This window comes from Corallococcus sp. Z5C101001 (genome assembly GCF_007352635.1).
Taxonomy (GTDB): Bacteria; Myxococcota; Myxococcia; order Myxococcales; family Myxococcaceae; genus Corallococcus; species Corallococcus silvisoli.
The window spans coordinates 250,144-267,346 of sequence record NZ_VKLU01000012.1 but is presented as its reverse complement, the minus strand read 5'-3'; the positions used below and the strand labels follow the sequence as shown (position 1 = coordinate 267,346).

The 17,203-nt window shown below is 66.6% G+C and carries 26 protein-coding genes; 2 read left to right on the top strand and 24 right to left on the bottom strand.

Translation table 11 applies throughout. From position 1 onward, the window contains the following. The 24 genes from rpsE to FOF48_RS26465 all read right to left on the bottom strand — a co-directional run bounded on the left by rpsE (position 1) and on the right by FOF48_RS26465 (position 14,970). Positions 1 to 522, bottom strand: a complete 522-nt coding sequence (rpsE, locus tag FOF48_RS26580) for a 30S ribosomal protein S5 (protein ID WP_014395877.1) — start codon at positions 520 to 522, stop codon at positions 1 to 3. 22 nt (positions 523 to 544) lie between these two features. Next, entirely contained in the window at positions 545 to 901 is a 357-nt protein-coding gene (rplR, locus tag FOF48_RS26575) for a 50S ribosomal protein L18 (RefSeq protein WP_143905919.1), read from the bottom strand. Between the two features lie 108 nt (positions 902 to 1,009). Next, the gene (rplF, locus tag FOF48_RS26570) at positions 1,010 to 1,576 is read right to left on the bottom strand and encodes a 50S ribosomal protein L6 (protein WP_143905917.1); all 567 of its coding nucleotides are present in this window, start codon (positions 1,574 to 1,576) and stop codon (positions 1,010 to 1,012) included. Between the two features lie 64 nt (positions 1,577 to 1,640). Next, positions 1,641 to 2,039 (bottom strand): 30S ribosomal protein S8, encoded by a 399-nt coding sequence (gene rpsH / locus FOF48_RS26565; protein WP_143905915.1) that lies wholly within the window; start codon positions 2,037 to 2,039, stop codon positions 1,641 to 1,643. 169 nt (positions 2,040 to 2,208) lie between these two features. After that, positions 2,209 to 2,394 (bottom strand): type Z 30S ribosomal protein S14, encoded by a 186-nt coding sequence (locus tag FOF48_RS26560; protein WP_014395873.1) that lies wholly within the window; start codon positions 2,392 to 2,394, stop codon positions 2,209 to 2,211. A 26-nt stretch (positions 2,395 to 2,420) separates the two neighbouring features. Continuing rightward, positions 2,421 to 3,074, bottom strand: coding sequence for a 50S ribosomal protein L5 (gene rplE, locus FOF48_RS26555; protein WP_143905913.1), 654 nt, complete (start codon positions 3,072 to 3,074; stop codon positions 2,421 to 2,423). A 176-nt stretch (positions 3,075 to 3,250) separates the two neighbouring features. Then, positions 3,251 to 3,580, bottom strand: coding sequence for a 50S ribosomal protein L24 (gene rplX / locus FOF48_RS26550; protein WP_120523543.1), 330 nt, complete (start codon positions 3,578 to 3,580; stop codon positions 3,251 to 3,253). A gap of 42 nt (positions 3,581 to 3,622) precedes the next feature. Further along, positions 3,623 to 3,991 carry a 50S ribosomal protein L14 gene (gene rplN, locus FOF48_RS26545; protein ID WP_014395870.1) on the bottom strand — a complete coding sequence of 123 codons (369 nt, stop codon included), beginning with the start codon at positions 3,989 to 3,991 and terminating at the stop codon, positions 3,623 to 3,625. Positions 3,992 to 4,056: 65 nt separating this feature from the next. Further along, positions 4,057 to 4,383, bottom strand: coding sequence for a 30S ribosomal protein S17 (gene rpsQ / locus FOF48_RS26540; RefSeq protein ID WP_169821648.1), 327 nt, complete (start codon positions 4,381 to 4,383; stop codon positions 4,057 to 4,059). 83 nt (positions 4,384 to 4,466) lie between these two features. Next, positions 4,467 to 4,673, bottom strand: a complete 207-nt coding sequence (rpmC, locus tag FOF48_RS26535; RefSeq protein ID WP_014395868.1) for a 50S ribosomal protein L29 — start codon at positions 4,671 to 4,673, stop codon at positions 4,467 to 4,469. 74 nt (positions 4,674 to 4,747) lie between these two features. After that, positions 4,748 to 5,167 carry a 50S ribosomal protein L16 gene (gene rplP, locus FOF48_RS26530; RefSeq protein ID WP_014395867.1) on the bottom strand — a complete coding sequence of 140 codons (420 nt, stop codon included), beginning with the start codon at positions 5,165 to 5,167 and terminating at the stop codon, positions 4,748 to 4,750. A 63-nt stretch (positions 5,168 to 5,230) separates the two neighbouring features. Next, entirely contained in the window at positions 5,231 to 5,893 is a 663-nt protein-coding gene (rpsC, locus tag FOF48_RS26525) for a 30S ribosomal protein S3 (RefSeq protein ID WP_120523546.1), read from the bottom strand. 41 nt (positions 5,894 to 5,934) lie between these two features. Then, positions 5,935 to 6,279 carry a 50S ribosomal protein L22 gene (gene rplV / locus FOF48_RS26520; RefSeq protein ID WP_014395865.1) on the bottom strand — a complete coding sequence of 115 codons (345 nt, stop codon included), beginning with the start codon at positions 6,277 to 6,279 and terminating at the stop codon, positions 5,935 to 5,937. A 35-nt stretch (positions 6,280 to 6,314) separates the two neighbouring features. Next, the gene (gene rpsS / locus FOF48_RS26515; protein ID WP_014395864.1) at positions 6,315 to 6,602 is read right to left on the bottom strand and encodes a 30S ribosomal protein S19; all 288 of its coding nucleotides are present in this window, start codon (positions 6,600 to 6,602) and stop codon (positions 6,315 to 6,317) included. 13 nt (positions 6,603 to 6,615) lie between these two features. Further along, positions 6,616 to 7,461 (bottom strand): 50S ribosomal protein L2, encoded by an 846-nt coding sequence (gene rplB / locus FOF48_RS26510; RefSeq protein WP_143905911.1) that lies wholly within the window; start codon positions 7,459 to 7,461, stop codon positions 6,616 to 6,618. Positions 7,462 to 7,501: 40 nt separating this feature from the next. Next, complete coding sequence (locus tag FOF48_RS26505) at positions 7,502 to 7,795, bottom strand: 50S ribosomal protein L23 (RefSeq protein ID WP_120523548.1); 294 nt, start codon at positions 7,793 to 7,795, stop codon at positions 7,502 to 7,504. After that, entirely contained in the window at positions 7,792 to 8,415 is a 624-nt protein-coding gene (rplD, locus tag FOF48_RS26500) for a 50S ribosomal protein L4 (protein ID WP_143905909.1), read from the bottom strand. Before rplD ends, FOF48_RS26505 begins: the two co-directional genes overlap by 4 nt. Positions 8,416 to 8,466: 51 nt before the next feature. Then, complete coding sequence (gene rpsJ / locus FOF48_RS26495) at positions 8,467 to 8,775, bottom strand: 30S ribosomal protein S10 (protein WP_002633608.1); 309 nt, start codon at positions 8,773 to 8,775, stop codon at positions 8,467 to 8,469. Between the two features lie 193 nt (positions 8,776 to 8,968). After that, positions 8,969 to 10,159: an elongation factor Tu gene (gene tuf, locus FOF48_RS26490; protein WP_143905907.1), complete on the bottom strand. Its 1,191-nt coding sequence runs from the start codon at positions 10,157 to 10,159 to the stop codon at positions 8,969 to 8,971. A gap of 139 nt (positions 10,160 to 10,298) precedes the next feature. Continuing rightward, a complete protein-coding gene (fusA, locus tag FOF48_RS26485; protein ID WP_143905905.1) occupies positions 10,299 to 12,380 on the bottom strand; it encodes an elongation factor G in 2,082 nt (693 codons plus the stop codon). 153 nt (positions 12,381 to 12,533) lie between these two features. Beyond that, entirely contained in the window at positions 12,534 to 13,004 is a 471-nt protein-coding gene (rpsG, locus tag FOF48_RS26480; RefSeq protein WP_014395858.1) for a 30S ribosomal protein S7, read from the bottom strand. 167 nt (positions 13,005 to 13,171) lie between these two features. Continuing rightward, positions 13,172 to 13,543, bottom strand: coding sequence for a 30S ribosomal protein S12 (rpsL, locus tag FOF48_RS26475; protein WP_014395857.1), 372 nt, complete (start codon positions 13,541 to 13,543; stop codon positions 13,172 to 13,174). 222 nt (positions 13,544 to 13,765) lie between these two features. After that, the gene (rimI, locus tag FOF48_RS26470; protein WP_143905903.1) at positions 13,766 to 14,260 is read right to left on the bottom strand and encodes a ribosomal protein S18-alanine N-acetyltransferase; all 495 of its coding nucleotides are present in this window, start codon (positions 14,258 to 14,260) and stop codon (positions 13,766 to 13,768) included. Then, the gene (locus FOF48_RS26465; RefSeq protein WP_370456607.1) at positions 14,257 to 14,970 is read right to left on the bottom strand and encodes a hypothetical protein; all 714 of its coding nucleotides are present in this window, start codon (positions 14,968 to 14,970) and stop codon (positions 14,257 to 14,259) included. Before FOF48_RS26465 ends, rimI begins: the two co-directional genes overlap by 4 nt. Before the next feature lie 119 nt (positions 14,971 to 15,089). On the opposite strand from FOF48_RS26465, the gene FOF48_RS26460 reads away from it, so the two are divergent. Together FOF48_RS26460 and FOF48_RS26455 are read left to right on the top strand one after the other, a co-directional pair. Continuing rightward, positions 15,090 to 16,280, top strand: coding sequence for a DnaJ C-terminal domain-containing protein (locus FOF48_RS26460; RefSeq protein WP_143905899.1), 1,191 nt, complete (start codon positions 15,090 to 15,092; stop codon positions 16,278 to 16,280). A gap of 80 nt (positions 16,281 to 16,360) precedes the next feature. Next, a complete protein-coding gene (locus tag FOF48_RS26455; protein ID WP_143905898.1) occupies positions 16,361 to 17,089 on the top strand; it encodes a HEAT repeat domain-containing protein in 729 nt (242 codons plus the stop codon). Positions 17,090 to 17,203: the final 114 nt, after the last annotated feature.

Genomic DNA, 17,203 nt, shown 5'->3' with positions numbered 1-17,203 from the left:
TTAGCCCCTCGCCTCGCCCGCGAGCTTCTGGGTCTCGACGTCCTTGCCACGCAGCCGAGCGACCTGCTCCGCGCTGCGCAGGAGCTTCAGGCCCGCGACCGTGGCCTTCAGCACGTTGTGCGGATTCCGCGACCCCTGGCTCTTGGTCAGGATGTTGCGGATGCCCGCCGCCTCCAGGACCGCGCGCACCGCACCACCGGCGATGACGCCCGTACCTTCGCTGGCCGGCTTCAGGAGCACCCAGCCGGCACCGAAGTGCCCCAGGATCTCATGCGGAATGGTGTGACCCATGCGCGGAACGCGGAACAGGTTCTTCTTCGCGTTCTCGCCGCCCTTGCGGATGGCCTCGGGGACTTCGTTGGCCTTGCCCAGGCCCACGCCCACGTGCCCGTTGCCATCGCCCACCACGACGAGCGCGGCGAACGAGAAACGGCGGCCACCCTTCACCACCTTGGCCACGCGGTTGATGTTCACCACGCGGTCGGTCAGGTCCAGATCGTTCGGATTGATCGGAGTTGCCACTTGAGGAATTCCTTTCTGGTACCTAGAACTTCAGGCCGGCCTCGCGCGCGGCGTCAGCCACGGCAGCGATGCGCCCATGGTAGGGGAAGCCGTTGCGGTCGAACACCACCGCATCGACGTTGGCGGCCTTGCACTTCTCCGCGATGAGGGAGCCCACGCGCTTCGCGTCGGCCTTCTTGTCGCCCTCGTCCTTGCCCTTCAGCTCCTTGGACAGGGACGACGCATACGCCAGCGTGCGGCCGGTGGAGTCGTCCACCACCTGCGCGTAGATGTGCTTGAGGCTCTTGTACACCGTAAGCCGCGGGCGCTCGGTGGTTCCCGAGAGCTTCTTGCGGATGCGGTTCTTCCTCTTGAGGCGCTGATCGACAGTCTTGGACATGGCTGCTTCCTTTTCCGTCCGGCGGCGATGCGGCCTTCCGCCGCCGGATGAGTCCGCCAGGCATCAAGGCCCGGCGGGGTTGAATGCTCGGCGAAGACGCGGCGACGACTAGGTCGTACCGGTCTTGCCCTCCTTGCGACGGATGCGCTCCTCGGCGTACTTGATGCCCTTGCCCTTGTAGGGCTCCGGCGGACGCAGCGAGCGGATGTTGACCGCCGTGGCGCCCAGGACTTCCTTGTCCGCCGAGCGGAGCGTGAGCCCCACCGTGGGAAGGCTGTCCTCGGTACGGGAGGTCTTGTCGACTTCCGCCGTCACACCCTCCGGCAGGTTGAACACCACCGGGTGGGAGTAGCCGAGCGAGAAGTGGATGGCCTTGCCCTTCACTTCCGCGCGGAAACCGACGCCGCGGATGTCCAGGCGCTTCTCGAAGCCCGTGGACACACCCTTCGCCGCGTTCGCGAGGATGGTGCGCGTCAGGCCGTGGAGGCTGCGGGCCTCGCGAGAGTCATCCTCGCGCTGCACCGTCACCTGGCCGTCCTTCACCTCCACCTTCACCTTGGCGGGGAGCTTGACGGACAGCTTGCCCTTGGGCCCATCGAAGTTGACCTGCTGGTTGGCGACGTTCACCTTCGTCTTGTCGCCAAGCTTGATCGCCAGTTTTCCAATCCGACTCATGATTGCCTCGTGCTGTCGTCGCTCGGGGCGCGCTCCTCGCGGGGCGCTTCACCCGGGCTCCTGGCTAGTAGACCGTGCAGAGCAGCTCGCCGCCGACCTTCTGCTTCCGGGCCTCGGTGTCCACCAGGATGCCGCGCGAGGTGGAGAGAATGGAGATGCCCATGCCGCCGAGCACCGGCTGGATGTCGCGAACCGCGACATAGCGGCGCAGGCCGGGCTTGGACACGCGGCGCAGGCCGGTGATGGCGGGGCTGCGATCCGGGCCGTACTTCAGCTGAACGGTGATCTCGTTCTGCGGCGCGACCTCGTGGATGGCGAAATCCCCGATGTAGCCCTCGTCCTTGAGGACCTTGATGATCTCCACCTTGAGCTTCGAGTGGGGGATGACGACCTTGTCGTGCCGCGCACGCGAGGCGTTGCGCAGGCGGGTCAGCATGTCGCCGACGGGATCATTGACCGGCATGAAGCACCTTCAAGCAAAGCGGCGTCCCCTTCCGGGTGACCCGCGTTCGCAACCACCACGCCTGCCGGGCCCATCCCGGGGGTTCGCGGTGACTGCCACTTCCCTTCTACTTCAGCGGAACCGCCGCCCTGCCCTCTTCAAGGCAGGGACAGCGTCCCGGGTCCAGCGTCTACCAGGACGACTTGGTGACGCCGGTGATCTCACCGCGCAGCGCGCGGTGGCGCAGGCAGATACGGCACATCTTGAACTTGCGCAGGAAGGCGCGAGGACGACCGCACAGACCGCAGCGGTTGTACTGACGCACGGGGAACTTCAGCTTGCGCTTCGCCTGGGCAATCTTGGAGAGCTTGGCCATGATCGATGGGAGTCCTGGGCTCGGTCCTACTGACGGAACGGCATGCCGAAGTGACGCATCAGCGCCAGTCCCTGCTCGTCGTTCGGGGCGGTGGTGACGAAGCTGATGTTGAGCCCCTTCACCTTCTCGATCTGATCGTAGTTGATTTCAGGGAAGATGATCTGCTCGCGCACGCCGAGCGTGTAGTTGCCCTTCCCGTCAAAAGCCTTCGGGGACACGCCCTTGAAGTCACGCACGCGCGGCAGCGCGACGGTGATGAGGCGGTCCATGAACTCGAACATGCGGTCGCCGCGCAGCGTGACCGCGGCACCGATGGCCTGGCCCTGGCGCAGCTTGAAGTTCGCGATGGACTTGCGCGCGCGCGTCACGACCGGCTTCTGACCGGTGATGGCAGCCAGCTGGTCCACCGCCGACTCCAGGATCTTGTTGTTGGCGAGCGCCTCGCCCAGACCCATGTTGACGACGATCTTCTCCAGCCGCGGCACTTCCATGGGGTTCTTGAGCCCCAGTTCCTTCATGAGCGCGGGGACGCCTTCCGCACGGAAGCGGTCCTTGAGGCGCGCCGAGCGGGCCTTCAGGCCCTCCTCGATGTTCGCGGCGAAGCCAACCTTCTTGGCTTCTTCCTTGCCGCGCTTCTTGCTCTTCTTTTCCTTCTGCTCGGCCTTCTTCTCGTCAGCCATCTGTCATTCCCCTGCTTCGGGGCGCCGTCATGGACCCAGCGCGTCCGATCAGTCCTGCGTCTAGAACGTGGAAACACCCGGAGGGCTCAACCATTTCAGCCCTCTGGACGTGCACGCCCGCTTGCCCCACCACTGGGTGGGGCAAGGGGCGCGCATACATGCCCGAACCTGGACCCCTAGTCAATCAGGGCGTCACACTGCTTGCAGAACCGCTTGGAGGATTCCCCCTCCTTGCGGATGCCGACGCGGGTCGGCTTGTCACACTTGGCGCACACCACCTGGACGTTCGAGAGCGCGATGGTGCCCGGCTTCTCGATGATGCCGCCCTCGGGGCTCTGCGGCGTCTTGCGCATGTGGCGCTTGACCAGGCGCAGGCCTTCGACCGTCACCCGGCCCGCCTCGCGGTCAACCTTCAGCACCTTGCCGCGCTTCGTCGCCGGCGTCTTCTCCGAGCGCTCGGACCCGGAGATGACCTGGATCGTGTCACCGACTTTCAGCTTCTGCATGGCTTCCTCACTCTGGCTGTTCGCCGTCAGGCCTGCGTCCTCTTAGAGGACCTCGGGCGCCAGCGAGATGATCTTCATGAACTTGCGGGCACGCAGCTCACGGGCGACCGGCCCAAAGATGCGCGTCCCGATGGGCTCCAGGTCCTTGTTGATGAGGACCGCCGAGTTGCCGTCGAACTTGATGTAGCTGCCATCCGCACGACCCACCTCGCGACGGGTGCGGACGATGACGGCCTTCGCGACGTCACCCTTCTTCACCTTGGAGTTGGGCAGGGCCTCGCGGATCGACACGACGATCACGTCGCCGATGGAGGCGTACTTGCGCTTGGAGCCGCCGAGAACCTTGATGCAAAACACCTTCTTGGCGCCCGAGTTGTCGGCCACATCGAGCACACTCTGCATCTGAATCATGTGAAGTCTCCTCTTGCTCGAACCCGTCCACGCGCTTCATGGCGCACGGACGCGGTGTGGCCTACCTAGACGTTCTTGCTCTTCTCCAACACCTCGACCACGCGCCAACGCTTGTCCTTCGAAGCGGGCTTGGTCTCGGCGATGCGCACCCGGTCACCTTCGTTGATGGTGACCTTCTTCGGGTAGTCGTGATCCTCGACGTGCGCCTTGTACTTCTCGCGCAGGCTCATGATCTTCCCGTACTTCGGGTGGGGAGCACGACGCTGGACGGTGACGACCACCGTCTTCTGCATCTTGTTGGAGGTGACGATGCCCACGCGGGTCTTGGGACGACCCCGGGTGGAGGTCTCGGCAGCGGGCGTTTCGGTCGCTTCAGCCATGTTGGTTCTCACTGTCTGTCATGCACCCGGGCCCTCTGCCCGGATGGCCACGGACACCCGGGTGAGCCCGGATGCCCGCGGATGCACTTCTACAACTACCCCGCCTTGGCCGCCCGGGCCTTCTCGCCCAGGACGGTGAGGATGCGGGCCAGATCGCGGCGGTGCTGCACGCCCTCGGCGGGGCTGTCCAGCGAGCCGGTCCGACGCTTGAGCCGATCCTGGACCAGCGTGTCGCGCAGCTCCTTCGCGCGATTCTGCAGGTCGTCCGTCGACAGTTCCTTCAGTTCCTTCGCAGTCGCCATCTTGGTCTCCTCGGCGCGGGATGCGGGCGCCCTCCCCTGTCACCAGGTGGAGCGCCCGTCCCGGCGGTGCGTGACTACAGCGAGAGCTCGCTGCGGCGCACGATCTTGGTGAGCACCGGCAGCTTCGCCTGCGCCAGCTTCAGCGCACCGGTGGCGATCTCCTGCGTCATGCCCTCCATCTCGTAGAGGACGCGTCCCGGCTTCACCACCGCGACGTAGTACTCCACGCCGCCCTTACCGGTACCCATACGGGTTTCGGCGGGCTTCTTCGTGATGGGCTTGTCCGGGAAGATCCGGATCCAGATCTTGCCGCCGCGCTTCACGTGACGGGTCATCGCGATACGAGCCGCCTCGATCTGGCGCGAGGTGATCCAGCCCGGCTGGAGGCTCACCAGGCCGAACTCACCGTAGGTGAGGTCGCTGCCGCGGTGGGCCGAGCCGAACATGCGGCCCTTCTGCATCTTTCGGTATTTGGTTCGAGCAGGCTGAAGCATCGTCGCAGTCCTTCGTGCCTCGCGTGCAGGGCGGGCTTTTAGACCCGCCCCGCAGGGGGCGTCTTACCGGTTGGTGGGCATGGGGGCCTGGCCACCCTTGCCCGGGAGGACCTCGCCCTTGCAGATCCAGACCTTGCAGCCAATCTTGCCGTAGGTCGTCTTGGCCTCGGCGAAGCCGAAGTCGATGTCCGCGCGGAGGGTGTGCAGGGGCACGCGGCCCTCGCGGTACCACTCGTAGCGGGCCATCTCGGCGCCACCCAGACGGCCCGAGCAGGCGACGCGGATGCCCTTGGCCCCGAACTTCATCGCGGTCTGCAGCGCCTTCTTCATGGCGCGGCGGAAGGCGATGCGGCGCTCGAGCTGCGTGGCGATGTTCTCCGCCACGAGCTGCGCGTCGGTCTCGGCCTTGCGGACCTCGACGATGTTCAGGAAGACCTCGTTCTTGGTGAACTGCTGCAGGTCCTTCTTGACGGTCTCGATGCCAGCGCCGCGCTTGCCGATGACGATGCCCGGACGCGCGGTGTGGACGTTGACCTTCACCTTGTTGGCGGCGCGCTCAATCTCCACCTTCGAGACGCCCGCGTGGTTCAGCGACTTCTTCACGAACTCGCGGATGCGAATGTCCTCGTGGAGCCACTGGGCGTAGTTCTTGTGCTCGAACCACTTGGAGTCCCAGGTCTTGATGACGCCGAGCCGGAACCCGATCGGATGTACTTTCTGTCCCAAACTGATTCTCCTTGGTGCGTCCGGGCGGGGCCCGACGGGTCCTACTTCTTGGCCTCGGCCAGCACGACGTGGACGTGGGCAGACTTCTTCTGGATGGGCGTCGCGCGCCCCATGGCGCGCGGCATGAACCGGCGCTGGGTGGCGGCCTGGTCCACGGAGATGGTCTTGACGTAGAGGGTATCCACGTCGACCTGCCCCTTGGACAGGTCCGTCGCGTTAGCGACGGCGCTCTTGATGAGCTTCTCCACCGGCCGCGCGGCAGCGCGCGGGGTGAACTTCAGGATGTTCAGGGCGGCCTCGACAGGCTTGCCCCGGATGAGCGCCGCGACGAGGGACAGCTTGCGCGGGCTCATGCGCAGGTGACGCAGATGTGCAGTCGACTCCATGGTCATCTCCTCAGGCTCTCAGGCGTGCGTGCGGGCTACTTGCCCGGGGCCTTGGCGACCTTCTTCTCCGCCGAGTGCCCACCGAAGGTACGCGTCGGGGCGAACTCGCCGAGCTTGTGGCCCACCATGTTCTCCGTGACGAACACCGGAATGAACTTCTTGCCGTTGTGAACGGCGAAGGTGTGACCCACGAACTCAGGGAGAATCGTGGAGCGCCGGGACCAGGTCTTGACGACCGCCTTCTTGTTCGCAGCGATCATCCCCTCGATCTTCTTGAGGAGGTGATCGTCAACGAACGGACCCTTCTTGATCGAACGAGCCATGTTTCAAATCCTCTTACTGGCTGCGCGCGCCCTGGCGGCGGCCGCTCACGATGAACTTGTCGGTGCGCTTGTTGGTGCGCGTGGTGAGGCCCTTGGTCTTCTTGCCCCACGGAGACACCGGGTGCGGGTTACCCTGGCCGGACTTACCCTCACCACCGCCGTGCGGGTGGTCAACAGGGTTCATCGCCAGACCGCGGACGGTGGGACGAATGCCCAGCCAGCGGCTCTTACCCGCCTTGCCGATACGGATGATTTCGTGCTCGATGTTGCCCACCTGACCCACGGTGGCGCGGCACTCGATGAGCACCTTGCGCACGGCGCCCGAGGGCATACGGACCTGGGCGTAGCGCTCCTCCTTCGCCATCAACTGGCCGGAGGTGCCCGCGGAGCGGATGACCTGGGCGCCACGGCCCGGCTTCAGCTCCACGTTGTGGATGACCGTACCCACCGGGATGTTCTGCAGCGGAAGGCTGTTGCCCGGCCGGATGTCGGCGGTGGCGCCGGCGAACACGGTGTCGCCCACGCTCAGGCCCACGGGGGCCAGGATGTAGCGCTTCTCGCCGTCCGCGTAGTGCAGGAGGGCGATGTTGGCGGTGCGGTTCGGGTCGTACTCGACCGCGACGACCTTGGCCGGCACGCCATCCTTGTCCCGGCGCTTGAAGTCGATGGTGCGGTAACGACGCTTGTGCCCACCACCCTGGTGACGACGGGTGATGTGGCCGTGGACGTTGCGGCCACCGGAGCGCTTGAGCGGCTCGGTGAGAGACTTCTCCGGCGAGTCCTTGGTGATGTCCGCGAAGTCGGACACCGTCATCAGACGGCGGGCGGCGCTGGTCGGCTTGTACTTCTTGATGCCCATGGTGTGTTCCTCGTCTCAGGCTGATCTGTCGCCAGTGGCGTCAGACCGCCCCCCCTTCGAAGAGTTCGATCTTGTCACCTTCCTTGAGGGTGACGACCGCCTTCTTGAAGTTGGGGCGCTGGCCGATGCTCTTGCCCACCCGCTTCGTCTTGCCACGCACGATGTTGGTGCGAACACCCTCCACCGTGACCTTGAACAGGGACTGGACCGCGCGGGACACGTCGTGCTTCGTGGCCTTGCGGTCCACGATGAACGAGTACTGGCGGAACTTCTCCCGGGCCTTGTCCAGCTTCTCCGTGATGAGCGGGCCCTTGATGACGTCGTTCAGGTTCATGACAGGGACCCCTCGAGCGCCTTCGCGGCGGCGGAAGTCAGGACGAGGTGCGAGTGCTTGAGCACGGACTCGAGGTTGAAGCCCTCGGGCGGCAGCACGTCGAACTTCGCCAGGTTGCGCACGCTGCGGTGCAGGTTGGTGTTACCGCGCTCGTCGACGACCAGCGCGTTCTGGAGCTTCAGGCGCCGGGTGAGCACCTCGAAGGCCTGCTTCGACTTCGGGGCGTCCAGCTTGAAGCCGTCCAGGATGATGAGCTGCTTCTCCTTGGCGCGCAGGGACAGCACGGCGCGCAGGGCACCGCGGCGGACCTTGCGGGGCGGCCGGTAGAAGTAGTCACGGGCCTTGGGGGCCATCGCCTTGCCGCCGCCCACCCAGTGGGAAGCGCGGATCGAGCCCTGACGGGCGCGGCCGGTGCCCTTCTGCTTCCAGGGCTTCTTGCCGCCACCGCTGACGAGCGAGGTGTTCTTCACCCCGACCGTGCCGCGGCGCCGGTTGATCTGCTGCATCTTGGCCACTTCGTAGAACAGGTGATTGTTCTGCTCGGCAGCGAAGATCTCGTCGGAGAGCTCGATCTCCGACACCTTCTTCAAATCCAGGTCGACTACGTCAAACTTCGCCATGGCACTTTCCTCGGGGGTCAGAGTGAAACCACTCCGACGCCATCCCGCTTCCTAGGACTTGATCTCGACGTCAACGCCGGCAGACAGATCCAGCTTCATCAGCGCGTCCAGCGTCTGCTGGGTCGGCTCGAGGATATCGAGCAGGCGCTTGTGCGTGCGGATCTCAAACTGCTCGCGGCTCTTCTTGTCCACGTGCGGCGAACGCAACACGGTGAACTTGTTGATGCGCGTCGGCAGGGGGATCGGACCGGCCACCTTGGCGCCCGTGCGCTTGGCCGTCTCGACGATCTCCCCAGCACTCTGGTCCAGGAGCTTCGAGTCGTACGCCTTCAGCCGGATGCGGATCTTCTGTGTCGCCATTCGCAAGAACCTCTTTGAACGACCTCTGAACCGTGAGGCGGTACGCCCGTCAACGCCTGGATTTCAGAGAACCGTTTCTTCGGAACGAAGGGGCGCGGTGTGTACCACCACACCCCAGGGGTTGCAACTGGATTTCCACCTGCTCCCCGGAACGACCCCCAAAGGGCCCTCCGGAGAGCCGGTGGCCTGAGAGCTACGCGATGATTTCAGCCACGACGCCCGCGCCCACCGTGCGGCCGCCTTCACGAACAGCGAACCGGAGCTCCTTCTCCATCGCGACCGGGGTGATCAGCTCCACCTCGATGGCGATGTTGTCGCCCGGCATGACCATCTCGACGTTGTCCGGCAGCTTCACCGTGCCCGTCACGTCCGTCGTGCGGAAGTAGAACTGGGGCCGGTAGCCCTTGAAGAACGGCGTGTGACGACCGCCCTCTTCCTTCGACAGCACGTAAATCTGCGCCTTGAACTTCGTGTGCGGCGTGATGCTGCCCGGCTTCGCCAACACCTGCCCGCGCTCCATGTCCTCGCGCTTGAGGCCACGAACCAGCGCGCCGATGTTATCGCCCGCGCGGCCCTCGTCCAACAGCTTGCGGAACATCTCCACGCCCGTCACCACCGTCTTCTGCGTCGCGCGCAGGCCGACGACTTCCACTTCCTCGCCCACCTTGATGATTCCGCGCTCCACGCGGCCCGTCGCCACGGTGCCACGGCCGGCGATGGAGAACACGTCCTCCACCGGCATCAGGAAGGGCTTGTCCGTCGCGCGCTGCGGCGTCGGGATGTAGCTGTCCACCGCCTCCATCAGCTTCAGGATGGCCGGCTCGCCGATGTCCGACGTGTCGCCCTCCAGAGCCTTCACCGCGGAGCCGGGGACGATGGGGATGGTGTCCCCGGGGAACTCGTACTTCTTCAGGAGGTCACGCACCTCCATCTCCACGAGCTCGCGCAGCTCGGGGTCGTCCAGCAGGTCCACCTTGTTCAGGAAGACCACGATGTACGGCACGCCGACCTGGCGCGCCAGCAGGATGTGCTCGCGCGTCTGCGGCATCGGGCCGTCCGCCGCCGACACCACCAGGATGGCGCCGTCCATCTGCGCCGCGCCCGTGATCATGTTCTTCACGTAGTCGGCGTGTCCCGGACAGTCCACGTGCGCGTAGTGCCGGTTCTTCGTCTTATACTCCACGTGCGCCGTGGAGATGGTGATGCCGCGCTCGCGCTCTTCCGGCGCCTTGTCGATCTGGTCGTACGCCAGGAACGTGGCGCCGCCCGTCTTCGCCAGCACCTTCGTGATGGCCGCCGTCAGCGACGTCTTGCCGTGGTCCACGTGCCCAATCGTTCCGATGTTCACGTGGGGCAGGCTGCGATCGAACTTTTCCTTGGACATGAACCGCTCCTCACGACGTCGCCGGTGCAACTCCGGCGGTCTAGGACTTCGAGAGAACTTCCGAGGGGTGCTGCGTGTGCTTCAAAGCCGCTGGAAGGTCAACACAATTCGCCCGGCGGCCTCCCCACCTGGCGGGAAGTCAGTAGCTCGGGTTGAGCGCTGACTTGGGCGCCGGGGCGTAGTGCTTGAACTGCATGGTGTAGGTCGCCCTTCCCTGGCTCTTGCTCCGCAGGTCGGTCGAGTACCCGAACATGGCGGCCAGGGGCACCTCCGCCTGGATGGCCTGCACGCCGCCAGGCCGGGGGGTCATGCCCAGGATCTTCCCGCGCCGGCCGTTCAGGTCGCCAATGACGTCGCCCATGGCCATCTCCGGGGTGACGACCTCCGTGGCCATGATGGGCTCCAGGAGGACCGGGGTGGCCGCGCGGACCGCGTCCTTGAAGGCCATGGAGCCGGCGATCTTGAACGCCATCTCCGACGAGTCCACGTCGTGCATGGAGCCGTCGTAGGCCTCCACCTTCACGTCCACCATGGGGTAGCCCGCCACGGGGCCGTTCTGCATGGCCTCCTTCGCGCCGTCGCGCGCGGCGTCCACGAACTCCTTCGACACGGCACCGCCGGTGATGCTGTTGACGAACTCGAAGCCCTTGCCGGGCTCGTTGGGCGACACGCGCAGGTTGATGTGGCCGTACTGGCCCTTGCCCCCCGCCTGGCGGATGTACTTGCCCTCGGCCGTCTTCGTCGCCGTCACCGTCTCGCGGTAGGCCACCTGCGGCTTGCCGATGTTCGCGTCCACCTTGAACTCACGCAGGAGCCGGTCGACGATGATCTCCAGGTGCAGCTCGCCCATGCCGGCGATGAGCGTCTGGCCCGTCTCCTCGTTGGTGCGCACGCGGAAGGACGGGTCCTCCATGGCCAGCCGCTGCAGCGCCTGGATGATCTTGTCCTGGTCCGCGGTGGACTTCGGCTCGATGGCGATGTCGATGACCGGCTCGGGGAACTCCATCCGCTCCAGGACAATCTGCTGCTTGTCGTCGCAGAGCGTGTCGCCCGTGCTCGCGAGCTTCAGGCCCACCACCGCGCAGATGTCACCGGCGTAGCACTCGGTGAGCTCGTCCTTCTTGTCCGCGCGCATCTGCACGAGCCGGCTGACGCGCTCGCGCTTGCCCTTCACGGAGTTCCACACCGCCGTGCCCGCCTCCAGCTTCCCCGAGTAGACGCGCAGGAACGTCAGCGTCTGCGAGGAGAAGGACGGGTCGTTCATGATCTTGAACGCCAGCGCGCTGAAGGGCGCGTCGTCGCGCGTCTCGCGGATGGCGTCCTCGCCCTTGGGCGTCTTGCCGTGCACCGGCGGGATGTCCAGCGGGCTGGGCAGGTAGTCCACCACCGCGTCCAGCAGCGGCTGCACGCCCTTGTGCCGGAACGCCGAGCCGCAGAATACGGGGAACAGCTTCAGCCCCACGCAGCCCTTGCGGATGGCGCCGCGCACCTCGTCCTCGGTCAGCTCGTGGCCCTCGAGGAACTTCTCCGTCAGCGCGTCGTCCTGCTCCGCCGCGGCCTCCAGCAGCTCCCCGCGCGCGGCGTCCGCAGCCGCGCGGTAGTCCTCCGGGATGTCCACGACGTCGAAGCGGCTGCCCTGCTCCTGCTCCTGGAACACGAGCGCCTTCATCCGGACCAGGTCGATGACGCCCTTGAGCTTGTCCTCGCTGCCCAGCGGCAGCTGCATGCGCACGGGGCGCGCGCCCAGCTTCTCGCGGATGGTGCCGACGGACATCTCGAAGTCCGCGCCCACCCGGTCCATCTTGTTGATGAAGCAGATGCGCGGGACCTTGTAGCGGTCCGCCTGGCGCCACACCGTCTCCGACTGCGGCTCCACGCCGTTCACCGCGTCGAACACGGCGATGGCGCCGTCGAGCACGCGCAGCGAGCGCTCCACCTCGATGGTGAAGTCCACGTGCCCCGGCGTGTCGATGATGTTCACGCGGTAGCGCTGACCCGACCGCTCCCAGAAGGCGCTGATGGCGGCGGACGTGATGGTGATGCCGCGCTCGCGCTCCTGAACCATCCAGTCCGTCGTGGTGGTGCCTTCGTGCACCTCGCCCATCTTGTGGATGGCGCCTGTGTAGAACAGGATCCGCTCGGTGGTGGTCGTCTTGCCGGCATCGATGTGCGCCATGATGCCGATGTTGCGATAGCGCTCGAGGGGGAACTCACGGGCCATGATTCAGTTCCTTCCTGGAAGGGCGGGATGGACCGAAGCGGCCCGCGTCACCCACCCACCGGACATCTCAAAGATCCTGCCAGCCTGACAAACAAAACCGCCCGGACGCCAAGCAGCGCATCCGGGCGGCGACCGCGAAGCCCCTGACGGGACCTACCAGCGGTAGTGCGCGAAGGCCTTGTTCGCCTCCGCCATCTTGTGCGTGTCTTCACGCTTCTTCACCGCGTTGCCGCGGTTGTTGGCGGCGTCCATGATCTCGCCGGCCAGCTTCTCCTGCATGGTCTTCTCACCGCGCGCCTTGGCGTAGGAGATGATCCAGCGCATGCCCAGCGCGACGCGGCGATCCTGACGGACCTCCACGGGCACCTGGTAGGTGGCGCCACCGACGCGGCGGCTCTTCACCTCGAGCACGGGCTTGACGTTGTCCAGGGCCTTCTTGAACGTCTTGAGGGGGTCTTCCTTCGCGCGCTCCTCCATGAGGGCGAAGGCGCCGTAGCAAACGCCCTCCGCGATGGACTTCTTCCCCTTGCGCATCAGGTCGTTGACGAACTTGGTGACGAGCCGGTCCTGGAACTTCGGGTCCGGGAGGATCTTCCGCTTGGCGACTACGCGACGACGAGGCATCTCTTCTCTTCCCTTACGCCCCACTCCCCTCACCCGAGGGAAGCCTTGAACGGGGCTTCAAGAATGGCTTGTGACTTCCAGGGACACTCCCCAGGGTGTGGGGCCAGCGTCCGACACTGCTTCAATGACAGCGAAGGTGTTCCGCGCCAACGACGCGCGGGGACCGACTAGCTGGGACGCTTCGCGCCGTACTTCGAACGGCTCTGCTTGCGACCGGCAACGCCCACGGAGTCCAGCGTGCCGCGGATGATGTGGTAGCGAACGCCCGGGAGGTCCTTCACACGGCCACCGCGGATCATGACCACCGAGTGCTCCTGGAGGTTGTGACCCACGCCGGGGATGTACGAGGTGACCTCGATGCCGTTGGTCAGACGCACGCGGGCCACCTTGCGGAGGGCCGAGTTCGGCTTCTTCGGGGTCGTGGTGTAGACGCGCGTGCACACACCGCGCTTCTGGGGGCACTCCTTCAGGGCAGGGCTCTTGCCCTTGATGTTGAGCTTCTCGCGGCCCTTGCGGACGAGCTGGCTGATGGTCGGCACTGAAACCTCTTCTTCGTGGGAACCCCGCGTCCGGCTACACGAATGCGGAGCATATCTACCTACAGGCTACACAAAAGGCCCGCGAGTATAGGGAGGGCCCCCCGGGTGTCAAGCATGGCCTGCCCCTGGGCCTGAACCGGCCAGAGGACCCGGGCGTATTTCCCCGACACCCGAAAAACCTGGGACTGCGACGACGGCCGGACGCTCTACTCCCTTACGCCCCTAGAAGTCGAGGACCATCACGATCGCGTCCTCACCCTCGTCCGCGTAGTAGTTCGGGCGGACTCCGACAGGCCGGAAGCCCAGCGAGCGGTAGAGGTTGAGGGCGGACTCGTTGCCCCGGCGCACCTCCAAGGTGGCCAGGGAGCAGCGGCGCGCGACGCCCCGGCGCAGGACCTCCTCCATCACGGTGCGGGCGACGCCCCGCCGGCGATGGACCGGGGCGGTGGCGACGTTGAGGACATGGACCTCGTCGTGGACGATCCAGAAGATGGCGAGCCCCAGGAGGGCCACGCCGCCCTCGGGCAGCGGCTCCTCCACCAGGAGGATGGTGGACCAGTCGTGCTGGAGCTCGCGTCCGAGCAGCTCCGTGGACCAGGGGTTCTTGAAGGACGCCTTCTCCAGCGCCATCACCGCCGGCATGTCGTCCAGGGTCATCTGCCGGATGACGAAACCCTGCGCCTTTTCGGGAGTCCCGTCCTCCCGCAGCCGTCTCATCGCCGTGCCTCCCGCGCGAAGGGCGCCACCCGCCGCACCTGCGCCGACTTGCGTACTTCAGCCAGGGCCTGGGCCGCCAGCGTGCCATATCGCGCCCGGACCAGCTCCTCGCGGATCGCCGTGCGCGCCGCCTGGTCGAACTCACCGGGGTACAGGTCCCGGTGCGCGTCATAATGGTGGCGCACCTCCGCCTCGCTCACCTGTGCCTTCAACCGAACCCGGCTGTCCAGGATTCGCTCCGCCCGGAGTCCGCGTGCCAGCACGCCCAGGAGCGCGTCGCGCCCCACGTCATGCCGGGTCAGGAAACGCTGGAGCCCCGCCTCCCCTCCCAGCCGCGCCCGGAACGCGTCCAGGCGAGCCTCCACCTCCGCGGGTTCGGCCGGAAAGGCCTGGAGCCGGTCCGCGCTGAGGACCTGGAGGCGCTGGTTGATGGACAGCTCGAGGGCTCCCTGGAGCGTCTGCTCGTCCAGCGGCAGGGCGGCGGCCTGGACGGCGCCCCGCTGGATCAGCGCCACCCGCGCCTCCATCTCCAGTTCGCTCTGGGTGAGGACCTGGCCCTCGATGACCGCCACGACGCGGTCCATCATCCGGCCCTCTTCCACGGTGGAGGGGACCAGGGGCTGAGCGGCCCTGCCGGCCCCGAAGGAGGTGCCCAGCAGCCCGTACATCAGCCATAAGGGGGCCGCCCGGCGGGCGCGCGGTGCTGGCATGGCCTTCCTCATCTTCCGGCGACTGTAACCATCGCGGCCCTGTCCCGACATCCCATGCTGGCGCTCACCGCCCCGCTGGTTACGTTCTTCCTTGTCGGGTACTGCACGGCAAAAAACCTATGGCGGACGACTACTACCAGATTCTGGGCGTGCCACGGACAGCCTCCGCGGACGAGCTCAAGAAGGCCTTCCGGAAGCTGGCACGCCAGCACCACCCGGACGTCAACCCCGGAGACAAGGGAGCGGAGGAGAAGTTCAAGCGCGTCAACACCGCCTTCGAAGTGCTGGGCGACCCGAAGAAGCGCGCCCTCTACGACGAGTTCGGCGAGGACGCGGAGAAGATCGGCTTCGACGAGAAGAAGGCCGCGGCCTACCGCCAGTACCGCGCGGCCCAGGCAGCCGGCGGGAGTGGGGGCGGTGGCATCCCCTTCAGCACCGAGGGCGTGGACCTGGGGGACCTCTTCAACGACATCTTCGGGCGCTCGGGCGGGGGAGGCGGGGGTGGGGGCGCCGGCGGCTTCGACATCAACGACCTCTTCGGCCGGGGCCGGGGCGGCAGCCGGGCGACGGCGGCCGAGCGGGGCGACGACCTCACGACCCGCGTGCAGATCTCCCTGGCGGAGGCCGTCTCCGGCACCGAGCGCACCCTCTCCCTCCAGCGCCCGGGCCGCTGCTCGCGGTGCCATGGCGAGGGCAACACCGGGAAGCTGGTGACGTGCCCCACCTGCAACGGCACGGGCCGTTCGCGGCGAGGCGGGGCCGTGTTCGGTGGCTCGGGCGTGTGCCCCACCTGCCGGGGCAGTGGGAAGGCACCAGAGCCCTGCCCCCAGTGTGGCGGCAGCGGCATCAAGGAAGAGACGACCCGGCTGACGGTGAAGATCCCGGCGGGCGTGCTGACGGGCTCCAAGGTGCGGCTGGCCGGCCAGGGCGCGGCGGGCGTCCATGGCGGCCCTCCCGGGGACCTCTACATCGAGACGGAGGTGGCCGAGCACCCGCTGGTGCGCCGCGAAGGCGATGACCTCTACCTGGACCTGCCGGTGACGGTGGCGGAGGCGATGCTGGGCGGCGAGGTGCGCGTGCCCACGTTCCAGGGCGAGGTGACGCTGAAGGTGCCCCCGGGTTCGCAGTCCGGTCGGAAGATGCGGCTCAAGGGGCGCGGCGTGCCGTCGCTCCGGGGAGGAACACCGGGCGACATGTACCTGCTCCTCCAGGTCAAGGTCCCCGAGGAGGCCACCGACGAGGTCCGGGCCGCCGCGGAAACGTTGTCTCGTGGCTACCGGGGCGACGTGCGCCGGGAGCTGACGTTGTAGTTGTCGTTGCCACTTGTCCTCGAAGGCGCACCGTCCTACATGGCGCCTCCACCTTCCGAATCCGGAGCGGGTACGTACCTATGGGTCTCTTCGATTTCCTCACGGGCGGCTCGGGCCCCGAAAAAGCCCTCAAGCTCAAGTCCAAGGTGACCCAGAAGTACGGGGAGCCATCCACGCGGCAGAAGGCCCTTCAGCAGCTGGGGGAGATGAAGTACCCCGAGGCCGTCACGGTGCTGCTCAGCCGGTTCACCATCACCGTGGACCCGCTCACCACCGACGCGGATGAGAAGGAGCACACCTACGAGCTCATCAAGCACTTCGGCCAGGATGCCGTCGCGCCGGTGAGCGCCTTCCTCAAGCAGGGCGATCAGGCCACCTCCTGGGCGCTGCGCATCCTGCAGGAGCTGCTGCCCGAGGACGCGCTGATGGGCGTCATCGCCGACACGCTCCAACACCTGTCTTCCCGCTACACGCGCGACCCGGAGAAGAAGGTCGTCCTGCTCCACCACGTGCTGGGCAAGCAGGATCCGCGCGTGGCCCCGGCCGTCCTCCCCTTCCTGGAGGACATGTCCGACGACGTGAAGATCGCCGCCATCAACGTCCTGGGCCCCCTGAAGCACGAGCCGGCGCGCGAGCCCCTGCTCAAGCTGCTCACTTCCGAGGAGACCGCGCGCCGCGTGCAGACGGCGGCGCTGGGCGCCCTGGCGGAGAGCGGCTTCGTGGTGCAGGGCTTCCAGGAGAAGGTGCAGGCCGCCCTCGTGGATCCCTACAGCCTGGACAAGGACGGCCGAATCCAGCGCCGGCCCTGAAGCAAATCCAGAAGTCCTTGGATTCAAGCCCCGGCGGGAAGCAGGCCGCCGGGCATGGGGGGATGGAAGGCTGTCGGGCAGATGACACGGGCCCGGTCGGCGGAGGACGCCTGG

Excerpts from the sequence above, each read along its gene's own strand:
- FOF48_RS26460 (WP_143905899.1), top strand. The coding sequence starts at position 15,090 with ATGGCGGACGACTACTACCAGATTCTGGGCGTGCCACGGACAGCCTCC.
- rimI (WP_143905903.1), bottom strand. The coding sequence starts at position 14,260 with ATGAGACGGCTGCGGGAGGACGGGACTCCCGAAAAGGCGCAGGGTTTC.
- rpsS (WP_014395864.1), bottom strand. The coding sequence starts at position 6,602 with ATGGCTCGTTCGATCAAGAAGGGTCCGTTCGTTGACGATCACCTCCTC.
- rpsH (WP_143905915.1), bottom strand. The coding sequence starts at position 2,039 with ATGCCGGTCAATGATCCCGTCGGCGACATGCTGACCCGCCTGCGCAAC.
- rplV (WP_014395865.1), bottom strand. The coding sequence starts at position 6,279 with ATGGAGTCGACTGCACATCTGCGTCACCTGCGCATGAGCCCGCGCAAG.
- rplN (WP_014395870.1), bottom strand. The coding sequence starts at position 3,991 with ATGATTCAGATGCAGAGTGTGCTCGATGTGGCCGACAACTCGGGCGCC.
- rplP (WP_014395867.1), bottom strand. The coding sequence starts at position 5,167 with ATGCTTCAGCCTGCTCGAACCAAATACCGAAAGATGCAGAAGGGCCGC.
- rpsG (WP_014395858.1), bottom strand. The coding sequence starts at position 13,004 with ATGCCTCGTCGTCGCGTAGTCGCCAAGCGGAAGATCCTCCCGGACCCG.
- FOF48_RS26455 (WP_143905898.1), top strand. The coding sequence starts at position 16,361 with ATGGGTCTCTTCGATTTCCTCACGGGCGGCTCGGGCCCCGAAAAAGCC.
- FOF48_RS26560 (WP_014395873.1), bottom strand. The coding sequence starts at position 2,394 with ATGGCCAAGCTCTCCAAGATTGCCCAGGCGAAGCGCAAGCTGAAGTTC.
- tuf (WP_143905907.1), bottom strand. The coding sequence starts at position 10,159 with ATGTCCAAGGAAAAGTTCGATCGCAGCCTGCCCCACGTGAACATCGGA.
- rplR (WP_143905919.1), bottom strand. The coding sequence starts at position 901 with ATGTCCAAGACTGTCGATCAGCGCCTCAAGAGGAAGAACCGCATCCGC.
- rplD (WP_143905909.1), bottom strand. The coding sequence starts at position 8,415 with ATGGCGAAGTTTGACGTAGTCGACCTGGATTTGAAGAAGGTGTCGGAG.
- rpsJ (WP_002633608.1), bottom strand. The coding sequence starts at position 8,775 with ATGGCGACACAGAAGATCCGCATCCGGCTGAAGGCGTACGACTCGAAG.
- FOF48_RS26505 (WP_120523548.1), bottom strand. The coding sequence starts at position 7,795 with ATGAACCTGAACGACGTCATCAAGGGCCCGCTCATCACGGAGAAGCTG.
- rplE (WP_143905913.1), bottom strand. The coding sequence starts at position 3,074 with ATGGCTGACGAGAAGAAGGCCGAGCAGAAGGAAAAGAAGAGCAAGAAG.
- rplB (WP_143905911.1), bottom strand. The coding sequence starts at position 7,461 with ATGGGCATCAAGAAGTACAAGCCGACCAGCGCCGCCCGCCGTCTGATG.
- rpmC (WP_014395868.1), bottom strand. The coding sequence starts at position 4,673 with ATGGCGACTGCGAAGGAACTGAAGGAACTGTCGACGGACGACCTGCAG.
- rplX (WP_120523543.1), bottom strand. The coding sequence starts at position 3,580 with ATGCAGAAGCTGAAAGTCGGTGACACGATCCAGGTCATCTCCGGGTCC.
- fusA (WP_143905905.1), bottom strand. The coding sequence starts at position 12,380 with ATGGCCCGTGAGTTCCCCCTCGAGCGCTATCGCAACATCGGCATCATG.
- rplF (WP_143905917.1), bottom strand. The coding sequence starts at position 1,576 with ATGAGTCGGATTGGAAAACTGGCGATCAAGCTTGGCGACAAGACGAAG.
- FOF48_RS26465 (WP_370456607.1), bottom strand. The coding sequence starts at position 14,970 with ATGCCAGCACCGCGCGCCCGCCGGGCGGCCCCCTTATGGCTGATGTAC.